Origin of the sequence: Polyangium sp. 6x1, assembly GCF_029946515.1 — a bacterium.
Classification (GTDB): Bacteria; Myxococcota_A; Polyangia; order Polyangiales; family Polyangiaceae; genus Polyangium.
This window is the reverse complement of the sequence record NZ_JARZHH010000072.1, coordinates 25,125-42,911: the sequence shown is the minus strand read 5'-3', so window position 1 is coordinate 42,911 and position 17,787 is coordinate 25,125. Positions and strand designations below refer to the sequence as shown.

General features: G+C 68.6%; 14 protein-coding genes. 9 read left to right on the top strand and 5 right to left on the bottom strand.

Annotation, left to right across the window (positions count from 1 at the left end; genetic code table 11):
* Positions 1 to 135 precede the first annotated feature (135 nt).
* The 7 genes from tssI to QHF85_RS41055 all read left to right on the top strand — a co-directional run bounded on the left by tssI (position 136) and on the right by QHF85_RS41055 (position 9,600).
* Positions 136 to 1,608 (top strand): type VI secretion system tip protein TssI/VgrG, encoded by a 1,473-nt coding sequence (gene tssI / locus QHF85_RS41085; RefSeq protein ID WP_281332904.1) that lies wholly within the window; start codon positions 136 to 138, stop codon positions 1,606 to 1,608.
* The gene (locus QHF85_RS41080) at positions 1,605 to 2,216 is read left to right on the top strand and encodes a COMM domain-containing protein (protein ID WP_281332903.1); all 612 of its coding nucleotides are present in this window, start codon (positions 1,605 to 1,607) and stop codon (positions 2,214 to 2,216) included. Before tssI ends, QHF85_RS41080 begins: the two co-directional genes overlap by 4 nt.
* Positions 2,217 to 2,287: 71 nt before the next feature.
* The gene (locus QHF85_RS41075) at positions 2,288 to 3,847 is read left to right on the top strand and encodes a hypothetical protein (RefSeq protein ID WP_281332902.1); all 1,560 of its coding nucleotides are present in this window, start codon (positions 2,288 to 2,290) and stop codon (positions 3,845 to 3,847) included.
* 15 nt (positions 3,848 to 3,862) lie between these two features.
* Complete coding sequence (locus tag QHF85_RS41070; protein ID WP_281332901.1) at positions 3,863 to 6,295, top strand: DUF2169 domain-containing protein; 2,433 nt, start codon at positions 3,863 to 3,865, stop codon at positions 6,293 to 6,295.
* A complete protein-coding gene (locus tag QHF85_RS41065; protein ID WP_281332900.1) occupies positions 6,292 to 7,971 on the top strand; it encodes a pentapeptide repeat-containing protein in 1,680 nt (559 codons plus the stop codon). Before QHF85_RS41070 ends, QHF85_RS41065 begins: the two co-directional genes overlap by 4 nt.
* Before the next feature lie 11 nt (positions 7,972 to 7,982).
* Positions 7,983 to 8,528, top strand: a complete 546-nt coding sequence (locus QHF85_RS41060; protein ID WP_281332899.1) for a DUF3540 domain-containing protein — start codon at positions 7,983 to 7,985, stop codon at positions 8,526 to 8,528.
* A 13-nt stretch (positions 8,529 to 8,541) separates the two neighbouring features.
* Positions 8,542 to 9,600, top strand: a complete 1,059-nt coding sequence (locus QHF85_RS41055) for a S41 family peptidase (RefSeq protein ID WP_281332898.1) — start codon at positions 8,542 to 8,544, stop codon at positions 9,598 to 9,600.
* On the opposite strand, the gene QHF85_RS41050 is transcribed toward QHF85_RS41055, so the two are convergent.
* From QHF85_RS41050 to QHF85_RS41040, 3 genes are read right to left on the bottom strand one after another with little or no spacing between them, the layout of a single operon-like run.
* Entirely contained in the window at positions 9,601 to 11,250 is a 1,650-nt protein-coding gene (locus QHF85_RS41050; RefSeq protein WP_281332897.1) for a DUF2169 domain-containing protein, read from the bottom strand.
* A 51-nt stretch (positions 11,251 to 11,301) separates the two neighbouring features.
* A complete protein-coding gene (locus QHF85_RS41045; RefSeq protein WP_281332896.1) occupies positions 11,302 to 12,645 on the bottom strand; it encodes an SGNH/GDSL hydrolase family protein in 1,344 nt (447 codons plus the stop codon).
* An 11-nt stretch (positions 12,646 to 12,656) separates the two neighbouring features.
* Positions 12,657 to 13,919 carry a hypothetical protein gene (locus QHF85_RS41040; protein WP_281332895.1) on the bottom strand — a complete coding sequence of 421 codons (1,263 nt, stop codon included), beginning with the start codon at positions 13,917 to 13,919 and terminating at the stop codon, positions 12,657 to 12,659.
* 206 nt (positions 13,920 to 14,125) lie between these two features.
* On the opposite strand from QHF85_RS41040, the gene QHF85_RS41035 reads away from it, so the two are divergent.
* Positions 14,126 to 15,334, top strand: coding sequence for a hypothetical protein (locus tag QHF85_RS41035; protein WP_281332894.1), 1,209 nt, complete (start codon positions 14,126 to 14,128; stop codon positions 15,332 to 15,334).
* Here the strand turns inward: QHF85_RS41035 and QHF85_RS41030 are convergent.
* A complete protein-coding gene (locus QHF85_RS41030; RefSeq protein WP_281332893.1) occupies positions 15,318 to 16,661 on the bottom strand; it encodes an ATP-binding protein in 1,344 nt (447 codons plus the stop codon). The two genes, QHF85_RS41035 and QHF85_RS41030, sit on opposite strands and share 17 nt — an antisense overlap.
* A gap of 112 nt (positions 16,662 to 16,773) precedes the next feature.
* On the opposite strand from QHF85_RS41030, the gene QHF85_RS41025 reads away from it, so the two are divergent.
* Positions 16,774 to 17,325, top strand: coding sequence for a hypothetical protein (locus QHF85_RS41025; protein WP_281332892.1), 552 nt, complete (start codon positions 16,774 to 16,776; stop codon positions 17,323 to 17,325).
* Here QHF85_RS41025 and QHF85_RS41020 read toward each other — a convergent pair.
* Positions 17,316 to 17,600 (bottom strand): hypothetical protein, encoded by a 285-nt coding sequence (locus QHF85_RS41020; protein WP_281332891.1) that lies wholly within the window; start codon positions 17,598 to 17,600, stop codon positions 17,316 to 17,318. The two genes, QHF85_RS41025 and QHF85_RS41020, sit on opposite strands and share 10 nt — an antisense overlap.
* Positions 17,601 to 17,787: the final 187 nt, after the last annotated feature.

Sequence of the window (17,787 nt, the reverse complement as noted above, 5' to 3'; positions counted from 1 at the left end):
TCGTCCCGCGCGAAAGGCCCCGGGATCGGGGCGGCATGAGAAGCTAACACGACTGCCACGCCGTGTGGGAGAGGCATTCGGAAAGCCCCACCGTCTTGTCTTGACGGTCACGCCGCCATTTGGTGTGCTCTCCCCATGGCCGACGACCGCGTCCACATCCGGATCGAGTCCGACGATTTTCCCTGCGACGATTTGCAGGTTTTCGAGCTCTCGGGGCGAGAATCCCTCGGAAAGCCCTTCGCGCTCTCGCTCGGCGTCGTCAGCACGAAGCCCCCGGGCCTCGACCTCGCCCTCGTCGAGGGCGCGACGGCGACGCTCGTATTCGAGGTGGCAGGTGAGGACGTACGACGCGTCCACGGCATGATCGCCGAGATCAACGACCGCATCGACACCGAGCCCGATACCCGCTCGTACCACCTGCTCCTCGTCCCGCGCGCCCAGCGCCTCTCGCTCGTGCGGACGCAGGAGATCTTCATGGAGCTCTCGGTCCCCGAGATCATCCAGAAGAAACTCGAGCTCGTGGGGCTCGGCGCGGACGACGTGGAGATGCGTCTCACCGCGACGTACCCGAAGCGCGAGTTCGTCGTGCAGTACAAGGAGACCGACCTCGCGTTCGTCTCGCGCCTCGCCGAGCACGAGGGCATCACGTTTTTCTTCGAGCACGAGGGCGACCGCGACAAGATCGTCTTCACGGACGACAACCAGGGTTTTCCCATCGCGAAGGGACACGAGCTCGCGCCGTTCCGGGCGCGCGGCGAGCGCCGCGACGTCTTCCACATCGAGGCGACGACCCGCCTCGTGCCTCGTGCGCACGTGGTGCACGATTACAACTATCGTTTACCGCTCGTCGATCCCACGGGCAGCGCCGACGCGCCGTCCGGGCTCGGCGGGGGCTTCGTCGAGTACGGCGCCCATTGCAAGACGCCCGTGGAAGCGCAGCGGCTCGCAAAAATCCGCTCCGAGGAGACCGAGGCGACGCACCGCGTCTTCCGCCTGGAGAGTGATCTCGGCTGGATCCGCGCGGGAGGGACGTTCACGCTCGAAGGGCACCCCAAGCTCGGCGACGTCACCTTCCTCGTCACCGAAATCGAGCACACGGCGCATCAGCCCGTGGCGCTCTTCGGCAACAAGAGAGAAGTCCCGTACACGAACACCTTCCGCGCCATCGAGGCCGCCATTCCGTTCCGGCCCTCGCGCGTCACGCCGACGCCCCGGATCCACGGCGTCGTCAACGGCGTCATCGCGCATGAAATGGAGGGCACCGAGAGCCTCTTCGCGCGCATCGACGAGGAGGGCCGTTACCTCGTCCGCATGATGTTCGACACGTCGCAAACGGGCGACCGGCAATTCGTCTCACGGCGCATTCGTATGGCGCAGCCGCACTCGGGCCAGAATTACGGACATCATCATCCCCTGAAGCCCGGGACCGAGGTCCTCGTCGGCTTCATCGACGGCGATCCGGACCGGCCCATCATCCTGCACACCGTGCCGAACGCGATCACGCCCTCGCCCGTGGCCGCCGGCTCCGCGCCGGCGCACCGCATCAAGACGGCGACGGGCATTCTGATCGAGATGAAGGACGCGTTGATCAAGAGCAGCAACGGATGAGTCTCCCCTTACATTGCCTCGGCGGCAACGCCGCGCCGGAGGCGATCGCGGCCGATCTTCAGGCCCTCGCGCGGCTGCCCGAGCGGGCCCGCGCGCGATTCTGGGACGCGCTCGGCCCGGCCTTGCCGGATCCTCCGCCGGCCTCCATCGAGCCTGCGCTCGACACCTTCGCGCGCGCCTTCGAGGCCCCGCGGGACGATCTCGCCCGCGCGCTCAAAGCCTCGCGTTTCCTCGTGCGCGAGGCGTGCGCGCGGGGCCTCGATCGCTCGCGATTCGAGGAAGACGTCGTCGGCCTCGCGGGCGGCCCGCTCTCGCCGGAGGCCGCGGTCATCGCGCCGATTTTGCTCTCGCGGTACGATGCGGCACGCGCGACCCTCGGTGTGAGCGCCTTCCGCGATACGCTCGCCGATCACGGCGCCGTCGTCGAATCGATCGAATGGCGGCTCGACGGGGTCCTCGCTTCGAGCCGCGGCGACGCGGGGGCCGCGAAGATCGCGGTCCTCACGCTCGGATACCGCGACGGGGATCGTAAAGATCGCATCACGCTGCATCTGTCAGCCGAGAAACTCGAAGAGCTGCGGCGCGCGTGCGAGCGCATGTCGAGCTGACCCTTCGACTTCATAGCTTTACAGTCGGCTCCGCGCTCTGTTAGCGTTTCTTCCGCAGGAGGCGCGAGCACATGGCGGACGAGGTCTCGGCGGAGGGCAAGTATCTTCTGATTTCGGTGCCCGATTTCGCGATCGATTCGGTCGGGAAGCCGGCCATCATGGTGCACGAGGATCCGGACGACGATACCTCGCCGCTGATTCCCAAGGGCGATCGCCAGGGCCAGACGATGAGCTCGTTCTTGCGGCTCGGCGCCTTCCACGAGCACCCGGAAAACGATCCGGCCGCGAAACGAGCGAACGAGCTTGCCCGGGTGGCGCTCGTGGTCTCGGGGGGCCAGGGCGGCCCCGCCACGTTGCCTTACGGGGCCGAGATCCGCACGAAACACCCCAACTACGAGGACAACACCGGCGTCGGCGTCCTCCCGCTCAGGGACGCGAACGGCGACATCGTCAAGGACGAGACGACGGGGAAGGACAAGGAGGAAGACCGAGGCGTTTTCCTCGACGATCAGCGCATCGGTGACCCGCCGTGGGGCGACAAGGACCGCGATAACCAGTCGCGCCTCAAGGAAGACCGCATGGCCCATAGCGCGGCGCTGCTCACGCGCGGCGGCTGGTGGGACCACACGGATGGCAATCGCATCTCGACCACCTATGGCGACAAGGTCGAGGTCATCCGCGGCAACTACAAGATGGTCGTGATGAGCCGCCAGGACGACCCCGGGGGCGCGGGCGGCTGGGACCTCTCCGGCGGCCACCTCCAGGACCTCGGCCCGGCTTCGATGCCCGGCGCCAGCGTGCGCGTGGAGTTCCGGCCCGGCTTGTTCGGCAAGCGCGGCACCTGGCACCTCGAGAACACGACGAACAATTTCTGCCAGACCAGCGATTACGCCGGTGACTTCTACGAGCACTGGTATGGCAACTACAAGCACTCCATCGTGGGCTCCGAGAACCCCGTGGAGTGGCACGAGCAGCTCGAAAAACCCTACGGCAACCCCGAGATCCTGGAGAAGACCTGGGCCTCCAAGATCGAGAGTTACACGGGCAGCCCGAGCAAGCGGATCCCCTCGATCACCGAGGAGACGTACGCGACGACGACGAGCTCGACGACCGACGTCACGGGCGACATCAACGAGTACACGTATTGCGACGCCAGCATCACCTCGAAGACGGGCAAGATCGACAGGCCCGTGCCTGCGATGCACGAGGAGACGTACGCGGTCGCGTCGAACTCCGTTTCGAACATCGTCACGGCAAACGATTTCACGACCGTCGGCGCGCAGATGGAGACCACGATCGCGGGCACGCTCGGCAGCCTCACGATCGCCGCGGCGCAGCTCGATACGGAGATCATCGGCGCGAAGGGCAACATCAGCATCGTCGGCATCACGGGCGAGTTCACGCTCGGCGCGCGCGTCGGCCTCACGATCGGGTGGAGCCACGAGTGGACGATTGGCAAGCACCACGAGGAGATCCGGATCCCGGACAAGAAAGAGATCGCGCTGAAGGAGCTCAATGCGTCGCTCCAGACCATGCACGCGACCCTCAACGACTCGACGGTCACGGTCGAGAGCAAGCTCACGGCCTTGCAAGTAGGCATTGCCGGTATCCAGGTGCAGCTCGGGCTCTGAGCTTCCGGCGACGACATGCTCACGAAAAACCTCACCCCCTTCCTCGTCGGCACGAAGCTCACGTCGCGGCGCCCGCCGCAGCCCGAGATGACCGTCGTCGTCCGCGCGTCGTACGCGCTCGGGCCCGGCGGCGCGCTGAAGGTCATCGAGCAGCCGATCGACCAGCGCTTCCTCTCCGGCGAGACGTTCGCCGACGGCGACGAGGAGCGCGCGGGCGAGTGCCTCTTTCCCAGCGACTTCGCCGATTTCAAGCTGAACGCCGAGGTCTTCGTCAAGGGCCATTGCCACGCCGCCGGCGGCATTCCTCTCACGGAGTGCCTCGTCCGGTTCGCGGTCGGCGCCTGGTCGAAGACCTTGCGCGTCGTCGGGCGGCGGGCCTGGTCCGACAAACTCCCCGGCGCCGTCCCCTCGGCTCCGATCGGCTTCACGAAAATGCCCCTCACCTGGGCGAACGCGTTCGGCGGCCCGGGTTTTCTGGACAACCCCGCCGGCAAGGGCCTCGGCGACGAATTGCCCAGCGTGGAATACCCCGACGTACCGGTCCGGAGCCGCGGGGATCGCCCGGTTCCGGCGGGGTTTGGCCCCGTGAGCCCGTACTGGCCTGCGCGCGCGGGCAAGATCGGCAAGGAGTACGGAAAGGCCTGGCAGGAAAAACGCGCGCCGTTTTACGCCGAGGATTTCGACTGGACGCACTTCCACGCCGCGCCCCCGGATCAGCAGCTCCCCGGGTATCTGCGCGGCGACGAGGAGCTGCTCTTCCAGAACCTCTCGGCGACCGAGCCCACACTGCGCACACGCCTGCCCGGCACGCGCGTCCGCGCCTTCGTGCACGACGACGCCGGCCGCTTCCGCGAGGTGCCGATCTCGCTCGACACCTTGCTCGCCGACCTCGATCGCAACGTCCTCGAATTGACGTTCCGCGGCGTCATCGAGGTGCGCGAGCACGACCTCGAAGACGTCCGCACGATGCTCATTGCCCAGGAGCAGCTCGGCACGCGGCCCCTGCCCGAGACGCATTACCGGGACATCCTCCTCGCCTTCGAGAAGGATCCGGTGAACCTCGCCGCGGCCATGCCCCCCGCATTCGCCGACGTCGTCGCCCGCGCGCAGGCCGAGAAGCGCGGCGAGCCGCCTCCCCTGCGCTCGGATCTCGATCCCATTTCGGCGAAGATCGACCAGAAGCTCGGCGCGTTCGGCGCGCCCATGGTCGCAGAGGTCGGAAAGAACATCGCCGAGGCGCGGGAAAAGGCAAAGGGGCACAAGGACATCGACGCCGATCTCGCGAAGGCCGCGCAAGCGGTCGACGACGCGCCGCCCTCCATGGTCATCAAGAAACCGGGCGTTCTCCCGCCGCTCGGCCTGCGCCGGACCATGCGCGGCGTGCTCGAAGAGGTCGAGCGCGTCAAAAAAGCCATCGCGGACAAGGACGTTCCCGCGGACAAACGGGAGGAGCTCTCCGCCAAGCTCGCCGAGCTCGAAGCCGTCCCCCACGATGCGCGCTGGCAAAAGCTCGATCCGGCCTACCGTCCGCCCACGGGCCCCATTTCGACGGACGAACCCGGGCCGGGGCGGGATCTCTCCGAGCAGGACCTCACCGGGCGGGATCTGCGGGGCCTCGACCTGCGCGGCGCGAACCTCGAAGGCGCGATCCTCACGCGCGCTGACCTCTCCGGCGCCGATCTTTCGGGCGCGAACCTGCGCGACGCCGTGCTCTTCAAGACGAACCTCGAAGGCGCGCGCCTCGTCTCCGCGGACCTCCGGCGCGCGAACCTCGCCCGCGTCCGCGCCAAGCATGCCGATTTCAGCCGCGCGTCCCTGGAAACGGCCTTTTTCGAGGACGGCGACCTCGAAGGCGCCACGCTCGCGCAAGCGAGCGGCCCCTATGCGGTGTTCACCCGGACAAACCTCACGGGCGCCCGCGCCGAGCGCGCCGATTTCGAGCGGGCCGATTTCACCGAGGCCACGATCGACGGCGCCTCGTTCGAGCGCGCCTCGCTCGTCTCCGCGCTGCTCGCGCGTGTCCGCGGCCGAAAAGCGCGGTTCGTGGGCGCGCGCATCGCGGGCGCGAGCTTCCACGACGCGCACCTCGTGCTCGCCTCGCTCGCGGATGCCACCGGCGAAAAGGTCCTCCTCGAAGGCGCGAACCTCGAAGACGCCGACCTCTCCCACGCCGATCTTCCGGCCTCCCATTTCACCCGCGTCTCCGCGACCGCGGCCTCGTTCGTCCGGGCGAACCTCCCGGGGGCCCGGTTTTACAAGGCGAAGCTCGAAGACGTGGACGCGACGCAAGCCAACTTCTTCGAAGCCGATTTTTCGAGGGCGCTCGTGAGCCGGACGAAATTCGTGAAGGCAAACCTCTACGAGGCGAATTTCACCGCCGCGCAAGGCAAGGACGCCGATTTCAACGGGGCGAACCTGAAGCGCTCCACCCTGGAGCGTGGCGCGTGAGCCCGGCCGAGCTCGCCGCGCGCCTCCGATCGGGAGAGAGCTTCGAGGGCGTGACCCTCGACAGCGTGGATCTCCGTGGCCAGGACCTCGGCGCCGCGAAACTCGCGAAAGCCAAGCTCCGCGGTGTGCGGCTCGACGGCGCTTCCCTGCGCAATGCGAGCCTCGCGGAGGCCGAGCTTTTCGACACCTCGTTCGAAGGCGCGAACCTCGAAGGGGCGAATCTCGACGGCGCGAAATGCCTTCGCGTGAGCTTCGCGGGCGCGAGCCTCGCGACGGCGAGCCTGCGCCGCGCCGTCCTGCCGCGGGCAAACCTCGCGCGGGCGCGGCTCTGGGGTGCGAATCTTTCGGAGGCCATGCTCGAAGGCGCGGATCTCTCGGGCATCGATGCGGAGAACGCCGTTTTCCACCAGACGGTGCTGATGGGCGCGAACCTCACGGGCGCGAACCTCCGCGGCATCCGCATGGAGCAGACCGTCCTCTCGCGCGCGCGGCTCGTCCGGGCAAACCTCGACGGCGCGACGCTCGACGTGGTCCTCCTCCACGAGGCCGATCTGCGCGGCGCGACGCTGCCCAAGGTCCTCGACAAATGCCAGCTCGACCGGGCAATCCTGAGCAAGCTCGATCGGAATCGCGACGACGGCGCCGTGCTCCCGGCCGAGGAGGGCGAGGCCGATCGCGCCGATCTCGCAGGAAAAAGCCTGTTCTTCACGTCGCTGCGCGGCGTCTGCCTGCGCGACGCGCGCCTGTCGGGGACAAACCTCGAAATGGCGGACCTCACGGGCTGCGATCTCACGGGCGCGAATCTCGCCGGCGCGAATGTGAAGCGCACGATCTTTCAACGCGCCAAGCTCGTGCTCGTGAATCTCGCAGGGCAGGACCTCGAAATGACGACGCTCACCGAGGCCGACCTCTCCGGCGCGAGCCTCGAAGGCGCGCGGCTCCTGATGACCCAGCTCGATCGGGCCGTCCTCGCGGGGACGGTCCTCTCGCACGCATTCTTGTGGGGCGCGAGCCTCCGCGGCGCGAGCCTCGAAGGCGCGAAGATCGAGCGGACGACATTCAAGACCGTCGATTTCGGCGGCATGGATCTCCGGAACCTGCGCCTCGCCGGCCTCTCCATGCACCGCTGCTCGTTCTTCAAATCGAACCTCCGCGGCATGAACCTCGCCGGCTGCGATTTCACGCACGCCGATTTCACGGACGCCGATCTCTCGGGCGCGAAGCTCACGAACGCCACGGCCACGCAGGCCTGCTTCGTGCGCACGCGGCTCGAAACGGCCGATCTCACGGGGCTGCAAGCGAAAGGCGCGTTCTTCGGGGACGCGGCGGCCGCGGGGGCGCGCTTCACGGGCGCGCGGCTCCGGCACGCGACGTTCACCGGAGCGGAGGCCGGCTTCGCCCATTTCGGCGGCGCCGATCTTCGCGAGACGCTCTGGGTGCGAACGAAGGCGAAAGGCGCGATCTTCGGCGGCGCGAAGCTCGCCCACGCGAACCTCTCCCACGCCGACGTGCGCGAGGCCGATTTCTCCACGGCGAACCTCTCCCACGCCAACCTGCACAACGTGCGGGATTCGGGCGCGCTCTTCGTGGGCGCGAACCTGCTCGGCGTCCGCCGCACCGATCTCGATAGGCTCGAAGCGGAGGCGTACAGGCCCCCGCCGCGCGAAGGAACGTGAAGGAGACCCCGATGTCGAACGTGGCGCGATTGCGTTTCGAGGAAACCGCGGACAAGGGCATCTACCTCGGCCCGGCGACGGTCGCGTCCGTCCGCCCCGCCGAAATCGAGGTCGACCTGCCGAAAGGCGGCAAGGCCCACGCGCGCCTCGCCCTCGCGTACGCGTACGAGCCCGTCCCCGGCGACGAGGTGCTCGTCATCGGCAATGCCGAGGGCCACTGGATCATCGGCGTCGTGCACGCGCGAGGCCCGGCGGTCCTGCATTTCCCCGCCGACGCCGAGCTTCGCGCCGGGGGGACACTCCGGATCGCCGCGGATCGTGGCGTCGAGATTGCCTCGCCCGAGCTCTCCGTGACCTCGAAGAAGATCCGCACGATCGCCTCCGAGGTCGTCCACGCGTTCACCACGCTGCGCCAGCGCGTCACCGAGCTCCTCAGTGTACAGGCGGGACAAACGCATACGGTCGTCGAAGGCTCGATGCATTCACAGGCGAAGAGCGCGACGATCCTCACCGAGGAAAAAGTATCCATCAACGGCAAGGAAGTCCACCTGGGCTAGGAGGCGCTCTGCCATGTTGCCTGCATCGAACCGCGGCGCCGGGATGAATTTCGGGTTTCCCGACGTGTGCCTCACGCCGAGCCCGGTCGGCCCCGTCCCCATTCCGTACCCGAACATCGCGATGAACGCGCAGGCCTCGGTGTTCTCGCCGATCGTCAAGGTCTCGGGCGTCCACGCGCTGAACCTCGGGTCGATGATCGCCATGACCTCCGGCGACGAGGCCGGCACGGCGCACCCGACCGTCAAGGGCCCGGGCAAGTACATCATGGGCAATCCGATCGTGTTCGTCGACAAGATGCCCGCGATCAATTTGACGTGCCCGACGATGGGCAACACCGGGAACAACGCGCTCGGCGCGGTCGTGGTCCCGAGCGCCGCGAACGTGTTTTACACGTACGCACATTCCCCCGCCGCCGCGTCGCCGGACCGCGTCTCGGCCGCGCGCGCCGCGGCCCTCGGCGACGCCATCCTCGGCCGCGCGGGCACGGCGCCGCTCACGGCCACGATGCTCGACGACGGGATCGGATACGTGCGGGTCGCGGTCGTCACCACGGACATCACGAGCCGCTTTCACGTGGCGGCGCGCGAGCTCGCATCAAAAGGCGCGCGGGCGCTCGTCCTCGATCTCGCGGGCTGCCCGGGCGGCGACCTCGACGCGGTCGTCGCGTGGACGGCGACGTTCCTCGACGAAGGCGCGGAGATTGCCCGGATCGAGGACGCCGAAGGGGACGAGCTCGTCCACCGCGCCGGATTGCCGGCCGCGTATACGATGCCCCTCGTCGTGCTCGTCGACGGCGGGACGGGCTCGGCCGCGGAGATCCTCGCCGCGGCATTGAAGGCGCACGGCCGCGCCGTCGTCCTCGGCCAGCGGACGCACGGAAAAGGCAGCGCGCAGCGCCTCGTCCTGGGAGAGGACGATCCGTTCGCGTATCGCACGGCCGCGCATTGCACGGGGCCGGGCGGGCTCACGATCGACGGCGTCGGCGTCGAGCCCGATGTCGTGCTCGACGGCGAATGCGGCCCCGTGTGGATCACGGCCGCGTGCGACGCGGCCCGCGCCCGTCTGTCCTGACTAACTCTTCTTTTTGGGCGGACCAAAGCCGCCGTAGAGCGACTTGTTGACCGCCGGCTTCGGCGGGATCCGCGGCGGCGGCGGCTTCGGGATCTCGACCTTCGGCTCCTTTGGGGACTCCGCCCACGGATCGGTCCGCGCGGGGCGCGGCACGGGCGGTGGAGCTGCCGCGGCCTGCGGCGCTTTGGGCGCGGCCGGCTCGGGGCTCGGCGCGCGCGCGCTCGGCGGCGGGGGCGGCGGCTCGGCGGCGGCCTCCGACAAATCGAGATGGGCGAGGTCCGCCGCGAACGAGAGGGCACGCGTCGCTTCCTCGACGATCGGCATCGGTGCGGCCTCGGCGCGAATACCCGACCAGGGCGCGCCCGGAATGGGAGCGCCGGAGGTCGCGGGCGCGGCGGCCTTGCGCCCCTCCGCGAACGGAATGGCGGGCTTTTGCTGCGCGTGCACCGACGCGTCCCCGTCGAGGGCAAACGTCCCTTCCATCGGGTTTTCCTCGCGCCTCTGCGTGAACGGCATCGCCTTCGGCGGGCCCTGCACGATATCCTCGAGCACCACCGTCGCTTCGTCGCTGCCGCGCGACCACGTATCGCTGCGCGCCGTGGTCGTCGCCAGGTCGTCGACCGTGTGGACCATGGGTTGCCCTTTCTTTTCGGGCATGGGCGGCGGCGTCAAGAGATGCGCGAGGGGCCGGCCCTCGGTCTCGATGCCGCCCGCGATCCGCAAGGAGCCGAGGGCCCGCTCGTCGTCGAGCGGCACGACGACACGGCAAACGAGCGAGCAGCGCAGCGAATCGGCGTCGATGCGCAGAATGTCGGGCCGCATCGGCACCGTACGAGCGGCCTCGGGTGCGCTCGGGGAAAGGCCGAAGAGCGTCACGAGGCCGCGCGCGGTGGGCAGGCGCGACGAGATTCGCGCGTGCTCCGGGTGCAGCCCTTCGAGCACGATCCATTCATTGCCCACGAGGGATTCGATCTGCTGATCGGGCGGCGCGGCCTGGAAATAGGTCCAATCGAAATCGGCCGGGATCTCCGGCGCGGGCTGATCGAGCGCCACGGGCGAGAGCGAGCCGAGCAGCGATTTGCGTTGCGAGAGCGCGCGCGAGATCGGCCCGAAGCCCGCGACGAGGCTCCCGTCCGTCGGGTACACGATGTTCGGCGGGGCGGATCCGGGCGCTTTGCCCGTGCCGTGCGGGTTCGGCCGAAAACCGATGCCGCCGAGCGCGCGCTCGTAGACGAGGGGAATCTTGTCGAAGGGCGTGATCTCGGCGCCCTTGCGATCGCCGTAGACGTGCAGCGTCTTGTCGAAGAGCGCGCGGCCGTGGAAGACGGCGAGGCGCACGACCTGCCGGGTCACGGTGGTGCCCGCGGGCGCGCAGGCGTGCCCGGAAAGCACGATATCGACGCGCGGCAGGTGCGGCACGACGTCACTCGTGGCGCGAATGCTGCGCGTCGGGTTGTCCCGGTGGTGCATCTCGGCGCGGAACAGGTCCTCCGGGGCCACAGGCTGCATCGGCTCGTTGGGGACGAGCTTGAACGTGGCCTTGAGCACGCACGTTACGTGCAGTTTTCCAGCGTGACGAAATACGGTCGTTCCCCCCTTCGACGGTCCGACGGTCGTGATGGGAACGGGCCAGTGGGCAACGAGGGCCATCGCCGCGGAGCGTATCACGAGCGTGGCCGATGGGGCCGGGGATTCGCCCGTTCAGTCGATCGCGACGACGGTGAGCAGGTAGGGCCCGGGCAAAGGCCCGGACGCGCTCACGTAGGTATCCGCCGAGATCCAATACGTCCCCGGGCCCGCGCTCACGTCGAGCACTTTGTCGGCGCGCGCGACGCAAGCCGCGGCGCCGCCCGGATCGTCCATGAAGTGCACGTCGATATCGACGCCCGCGGCGTCGAACACGCGAATGCGCAGGTTCGTCGGCTCCTTCAGGTTGATCCGATAGACGACCTCGGCGCCGCCCTCGTCGACGGGGCTGCACGCATACTCGTTCGCGACCGAGGTCTTGCTCGCCGTGGTATCGCGATCGTCCACGAAAGGAAGCGCGTCGATCTCGAAGGGACTCTCCCACGACCCCTCGCCCGCGAGGTCCTTCGGCCGCGGCTCGGGCGCTTCGCCTTCGAGCAGGAAGCGACGGACGCGATCGAGCGCCTCCATCGTGAGCAGGTTTCGCCGGTTCATCCCCTCGCCGAGGCCCGCGGCGTCGAACCAGCAGGCGTGCACGCCGCCCTGGGCGAACGATTGCAGGTGAATGCCGTCGCCGACGAGGCCGTAATCGGAGAGCTCGGCGAGGGCGCCGAAGAGGTCCATGAGCGGCGCTTGCCGGGCCTGGGCCACGGCGCGGACGACGGCGTTCATTTCGGGGACGAGCGCGCGGGCCTCGTCGGTATCGTCGCGCTGGGGCAAGGTGGTGAGCAGCGGGACGACGCCGGCCGCGGCGAGCGCGTCGACGACACCGAGGAGGTTTCCGGCAAAGGGCTCGACGCCTTGCGGATAGGTATCGTTCGTGCCGAGCAGGACGACGGCGAAGGCGGGCGTGATGGCCGCGAGCTCCTGGTCGATCGGCGAGGGATCGCCGGCGAGCACGGCCCCCGAGGACCAGCCGACCTTCGCGGCCAGCGTCGTCCGTTCGAAAGAGGTCTTCGCCCCGTCGGCGAGGTCTTTCCCGAAAAACGCGCGCGTGGGCTCGAGCGCGGCGCTCGCGCCCCACTGGATGTCATTGCCGCCGAAGCACGTCAAAAACCCGGTATTGACCGTATTCGAATCGCCGACCTTGGCGAAGACGGTCGGGCGCCCGGGGCTCGTGGCAAGAATGCCCTTCCATCGCTCGACGACGGTCTTCGAGAGGGGAGAATGCCGCAGGCCGTGCGGATATCGGATCGGACCGGACGGTTCGGGCACGCTTCCGCCGCCGCTCCCGCCTCCGCCGCCGCTTCCGCTTCCGCTCGCGCTTCCGTCGGTCGGCGACGAACTTTGTCCGTCCACGGAGCAGGCAGCAAGGAGCAGGACGAACGGCAGGGCGCAGGCCGGACGTTTCGCGATCATGACCGGAAAGACTACTTCTTCGCGCGATGCCGCGCGAGCCACAACCGCGCGATCTCCGAAAGCTCCTCCTCGTCGGCGAGCGCCGCGTCTTCTTCGAGCAACGCGACGATCTGCGTCGCCGTGAGCCGGCTGTACTCGTCGAACGTCGCGTCCTTCGCCCACGTCGCGAGCCTCGCGGCGATCGGCGCCGCGCGCCCCGATTCCTTGATCGACCGCACGAGCCGGGATCCGCCGAGCTCGCCCTCGCGCGAGACGCCGCTGAACCGCAGCGCGAGGCCCAGCAAGAACGTATCCACGTCGAGCCCGGTCTCGGTGAGCCGCTCGGCCTCCGTCGCGTGCGAGGCCTCGCCGTAACTCGAATAAGCGACCCGGGCGAACTGGTCGCCCATGATGCGGAGCTGGAGCTGGAGGAAACAGCCGAGCTTGCCCATCTCGTAACAGAGCTCCGCATACTCGCGCGCGACCTGCGCCGGCCGCGAATCCATCGAGCAGCGACCCATCGGGCGCCAGACGCGATAATACGAGAGCGCCTTTTCCTTGTCGCCCGCGGCCCGCGCGGCCGCGATCTTTTCCGCCGCGTCCTCCTCGAACGAGGCGCGGTTGGCGTCGTACACCGGCGGATCCGACGCGAGCAGCGCGGCCACGTACGACCAGGCGTCGAGCGCCTCCATCGGAATGCGGCCCTCGGACGAGACGTACGTCGGCTCGATCCGGACCCGCGAAGACCCCCTTTCGAATACGAGCGGCACGCCCGCCGCGGCCCGCTCCATCGGGCCCGTCGCGAGCTTCCATCCGTGCCGGTTCCAGAGGCGCGCCTGGTCGTAGGCCTCGTCCGTCGCCGCGAATTCGACCTGGAGCTCGTGCGTCTCGCCCTCGGCCTCGCGCTCGATGGAGAGCACCACGTCGTCCACCTCCGCGTGGTCTCCGTCCGCGTCCTTGACGAGACGACCATAAACGAGGCGAATGGGTTTGGCCTGGCGATCCGCCTGATCATAGGCGGACTGGAATTGCGCCATGCCCGGCCAGGACCAGCGCGGGTTCGCGTGGGGGCTCCTCGGGAACCGCGGGCGCGCTTCGGCCGTGATGAGCGGCGCCTCCGGCTGCTTCTTCGAGGACGCGTGGGGGGAAGGCTTGCACTCGAGCCCCGCCACGACCGAGAACGCCGCCCCGAGGAAGAGCGCAAGCCGCGCGCCCCGCGCCCTGCCGCGCCCCTTCCGGGCCTCGACCGCCGGCCCCTCGCCCTGCCCCCTACCCTCACGCCCCGAAGCGTCCATGCTCGAACCTCCGTCGGATCCACCCAGCGGCAGCCGGGCCGAAGACGTGAGACGCGCGAGGCGCCGCGAGGGTTCCCCGAAAATGATCCGTCCGAGCCCTCCGGCCGCCGGAAGATCGTGCCCGCCGCGCTTGTGCCCCGCCAAGCCCATCCGCTAAGCTCCGCGCCCGCCGGCAGGACGCCGGTAAAACCACCTGGAATGAAGTCATGATCCACCTCCGCAAAGCTCTACCGCTCCTCGCCCTCGGCCTCGGGCTCGGGTGTGGTGGCGCGTCGCAGACCGGTCAAGGCCAGGCCCCGACGGGCCCGGTCTCCACGCAGCAGCGCATCGTGAACATCAACCCCGTCGATCTCGGCGTTTGTTTCCAGCAAGCGCCCGCCCTGCCGGAGAAGATCAACGGCGAGGTGCTCACGGGGCTGCTCGTCGCGGCCCGGCCGGTCGTCATGGAATGCCTCGTCGACCCGAAGAACCGCGGACCCGCGGACGAGACGAGCCTCGCCCTCAAGACCACCCTCTCGGGCGGCAAGCTCGCGCACGCCATCACGGGCCAGAACGTCACGCCCGCCGGCGAGCAATGCATCAAGGCCGCCGTCGACAAGTTCACCGCGACCGCCCCCGAGTGGGAGAAAAAAGCCGCCGCCGCGAACAGCGTGACGGCCGAAGTGCAATACAAGCACCTCGCCAGCGTGATGCCCTCCGTCAAGATGGGCGTCAGCGAGGCCTCCGACGTGGCCGGCGCGATCCGGCTCGCGCAGGGCAGCTTCTGCGATTGTTATGCGCCGTGGAAGAGCGCGGATCCGGTCCTCTTCAAGGGCCAGGTCAAGCTCACGCAGACCGCCGCGCCGGCCGTGACGATCGAGCCCCCGACGGACCCGAACGGGGCGCAGGTCGCCACGTGCCTCCAGCCGAAGGTCGCCGCGCTCCCGCTGAAGACGACGTCGACCGAGCTCACGGCGCCCTACACGTTCATGTGGCTGAACTCCGCGCGCGACGGCCTGTTCCAGGGCGCCCCGCCCCCGATCGCGTTCGCCCAGTACGAGCTCGCGCGCAACCAGCGCCTCGCGGCGGGTGTCATCGCCATGGGCGCGCGCACGCAGGCGGCCGAGGCGTACGACGCGCTCGTGAACAAGTACAAGAAGGACACGGCCAGCGTGACGCTGGAGCAGCTCCAGAACGGCTGCGCGGCGCTGACGCAGGCCGACGACGGCTACATCGGCGCGCTCCAGAAGCAGCTCGAGCTCGAGCAGAGCGCCGTCGCGATGCTCACCGATTTCGCCACGAAGGACGCCGCCTGGGCGCCCGTCAAGGACGCGACGCAGGGCAACGTGGACGAGACGAAGAAGGACATCGAGAACGGCAAGAAATTCAAAGAATCCGATCTCGCGGCCTGCCCGAAGGTCACGAAGGGCAAGTAGCCCCGTCTCCCCCCGACAATCGGAATTTCAACCGGAACGCCGTGGCGTACGTCTCCACCGGAGGCGGCGTCACGCTCGCGTTCGTCGCGATGATCTGCGACGCCCACATCCGCTCGGCCACGCCGCACGCATCCTCGAGCTCACGCCCCGATCGCCCGGCGGCCTGCTGCGCGAGCGAGGCGAGCTCCTCCGGGCCGAGGTGTTTCGCATAATAGGCGAGGATGGCCGCCCGCTCCTCCGCGTCGGGGAGCGGGAAATGCACGAACAGGTTGAACCGGCTGAGGAGCGCCGGATCCAGGTCGTCCTTGCGGTTCGTCGCGCCAACCACCACCACGTTGCTCGTATCGACGAGCCCCTGCATCTGGCGCAGCAGCACCGAGAGGATGCGCCGCGTCCCCTCGTGCATCGCCCGGTCGCGCGAGCCGGCGAAAGCGTCGATCTCGTCGAGGAAGACGATGCTGCGCGAAAGCGCGCCCGCCCGATCGAAGATCTGATCGAGCCGCCTCTCCGATTCGCCGAACCATTTGCTCATGATCGACTCGACGGGCACGTAGACGAGCGGGATCCCGCTCTGGCTCGCGATGACGCGCGCCATCGTGGTCTTGCCCGTGCCCGGCGGCCCCTCGAAGAGGACGGCGCGCGGCACGCTCGCGCCCGGCCGCGTGCGGGCCATTTCGCCGACCGCCATGAAGATCTCGGGGTGGAGCAGCGGCAAGACGATGGTCTCGCGCACCTCGCGCTTCGTGCGCTCGTAGCCGGCGATGCGATCCTCCGAGAACGCGGGGCTCGCCTCGAAGACCACGGCGCCGAGCTCGGCGAGCTTCTGCTTGGGCGCGCTCGCGCCGCCCGCATCGCCCGCGTGGAAGGCATACCGACGCAAGACGTCGAGGATGCAATTCACCTCCTCTTGCAGGAGGAGCGCCTCTTTTTCAAAGACGACCGTGCCGTGCCCCTTGGGATCGAACCGGAAGCTCACCTTCATCGCCGGCGGGAGCTCGGGCCCCTCGGCCGGTTTGCGCCGGTCGGCCATCCGGCGCTCGAAAGGGCTGTGATGATCGGCGAGGACGATGACCCCGAAATAGCCCCGGCGGAACTCCGAGAAGTACCGAAAGTACTGCGCGAGCACGTCGACGATGGGGAAAAACGCCTCCTTGGGCAGGCTCTGGAACGAGAGCTCGACCGTGATCGTGGACTTCTTGTAGGAGATCGCGGGCAACTGCGCGTTGACGAGCTCCGGGCTCGCGGACGCGAGGCACGCGACGGCGCCCGCGTCGAGCTGCTGTTTGATCTGGTCGTACGGGAGGAGCTGCGGGGCGGGATCAGGCATCGTCGTGTTCCAGCCGCGGGATGAAAGCGCCGGGGCGCCTGCCTGTCAAACGGAAGGAGAGCGCGGGGGCTTTCGGACGGAACCGGCATGGAAATTGGTATGCCGAGGGGACATGTACGGACATGGAACGCGATTCGCCGCTGCCCTCACCCTGCTCGTGTCGTCCGGCTCCCAGGCCGAGGCGGCGCGCGACCCGGAGGTGGGGGGCGACTTCTGCTTCACGAGCCTCGGCGTCCGCTTCGACGCGCCCGCCTCGATTCCCGGCGGCGAGGGCCCCGATCGCATCGAGCTTTTCCTCGACGGCAAACCCTGCATGGAGATCACGCCGGAGGACCGGGCATGCGAGCTGCGAGCCCCGCCGGACGCAGTGTGTGGCGTCATTGCCCCGCTCTCGATCGCCGAGGGATGGTGCCACCTCGCCGAAGACGGCTCGTGGAGCGCCAATTTCCAGGTTCTATCGAGCCGCCTGCTCGCCGACGACGTGACCCACGCGCTCACGGCGTACATAGGGACGCCCGAGGGCTCCACGGTGCGCGAGGCGCCCGTGACCGTGTCGCGTTATCATCCGCAAGGCCCGAACGGGTCGTCCGTCACGTGCTTCCAGGGAAATGCCGCGTTCAGGAGCACGGCGCCCCTCCTCGGAAAAGGCCCGCATCAGGGCTGAACCGAGCGCCGCGTCACCGCGTCGTCGGCGCCGACCCGGTGCTCGGGCCGACACAGGAGCACCGCGCAGAGCGACTCGCAGTTGAACATCCACCATCGATAATCGCCGCGCAAACACCCGCGCATGCAGCGCGCGCACAAGGTCGGCTCGGCGACGAGGGAGCCTCGCGCCGCCCTGGTTTCCTCACGCGCCTCGGCGTGCGCCGACACCCCCGCGAGCGCACACGCCGCTCCGATCATGCAGGCAAGCATCGTCCCACCCATGTGCTTTCTCATGGTCCACCTCGATCGTTTCCTTGGGTGACGGAATGCCGTGTCAATGGAAGCATCTTCGAATGGCTCTCCCATTTCGCCCGATTTGCCAAGCGCGCCGCGCTCGCGCTGTGCCGATCCTGAACACCCGGGCGCCGAATGCACGCAAGCAGCCGCGGTACGCGGCGTGCTCGATCACGGAAATGGGGGG

Bases quoted from the DNA above. Each gene is read 5' to 3' on its own strand.
- tssI (WP_281332904.1), top strand. From the start codon at position 136: ATGGCCGACGACCGCGTCCACATCCGGATCGAGTCCGACGATTTTCCC.
- QHF85_RS41080 (WP_281332903.1), top strand. From the start codon at position 1,605: ATGAGTCTCCCCTTACATTGCCTCGGCGGCAACGCCGCGCCGGAGGCG.
- QHF85_RS41075 (WP_281332902.1), top strand. From the start codon at position 2,288: ATGGCGGACGAGGTCTCGGCGGAGGGCAAGTATCTTCTGATTTCGGTG.
- QHF85_RS41070 (WP_281332901.1), top strand. From the start codon at position 3,863: ATGCTCACGAAAAACCTCACCCCCTTCCTCGTCGGCACGAAGCTCACG.
- QHF85_RS41060 (WP_281332899.1), top strand. From the start codon at position 7,983: ATGTCGAACGTGGCGCGATTGCGTTTCGAGGAAACCGCGGACAAGGGC.
- QHF85_RS41055 (WP_281332898.1), top strand. From the start codon at position 8,542: ATGTTGCCTGCATCGAACCGCGGCGCCGGGATGAATTTCGGGTTTCCC.
- QHF85_RS41050 (WP_281332897.1), bottom strand. From the start codon at position 11,250: ATGGCCCTCGTTGCCCACTGGCCCGTTCCCATCACGACCGTCGGACCG.
- QHF85_RS41045 (WP_281332896.1), bottom strand. From the start codon at position 12,645: ATGATCGCGAAACGTCCGGCCTGCGCCCTGCCGTTCGTCCTGCTCCTT.
- QHF85_RS41040 (WP_281332895.1), bottom strand. From the start codon at position 13,919: ATGGACGCTTCGGGGCGTGAGGGTAGGGGGCAGGGCGAGGGGCCGGCG.
- QHF85_RS41035 (WP_281332894.1), top strand. From the start codon at position 14,126: ATGATCCACCTCCGCAAAGCTCTACCGCTCCTCGCCCTCGGCCTCGGG.
- QHF85_RS41030 (WP_281332893.1), bottom strand. From the start codon at position 16,661: ATGCCTGATCCCGCCCCGCAGCTCCTCCCGTACGACCAGATCAAACAG.
- QHF85_RS41025 (WP_281332892.1), top strand. From the start codon at position 16,774: ATGTACGGACATGGAACGCGATTCGCCGCTGCCCTCACCCTGCTCGTG.
- QHF85_RS41020 (WP_281332891.1), bottom strand. From the start codon at position 17,600: ATGAGAAAGCACATGGGTGGGACGATGCTTGCCTGCATGATCGGAGCG.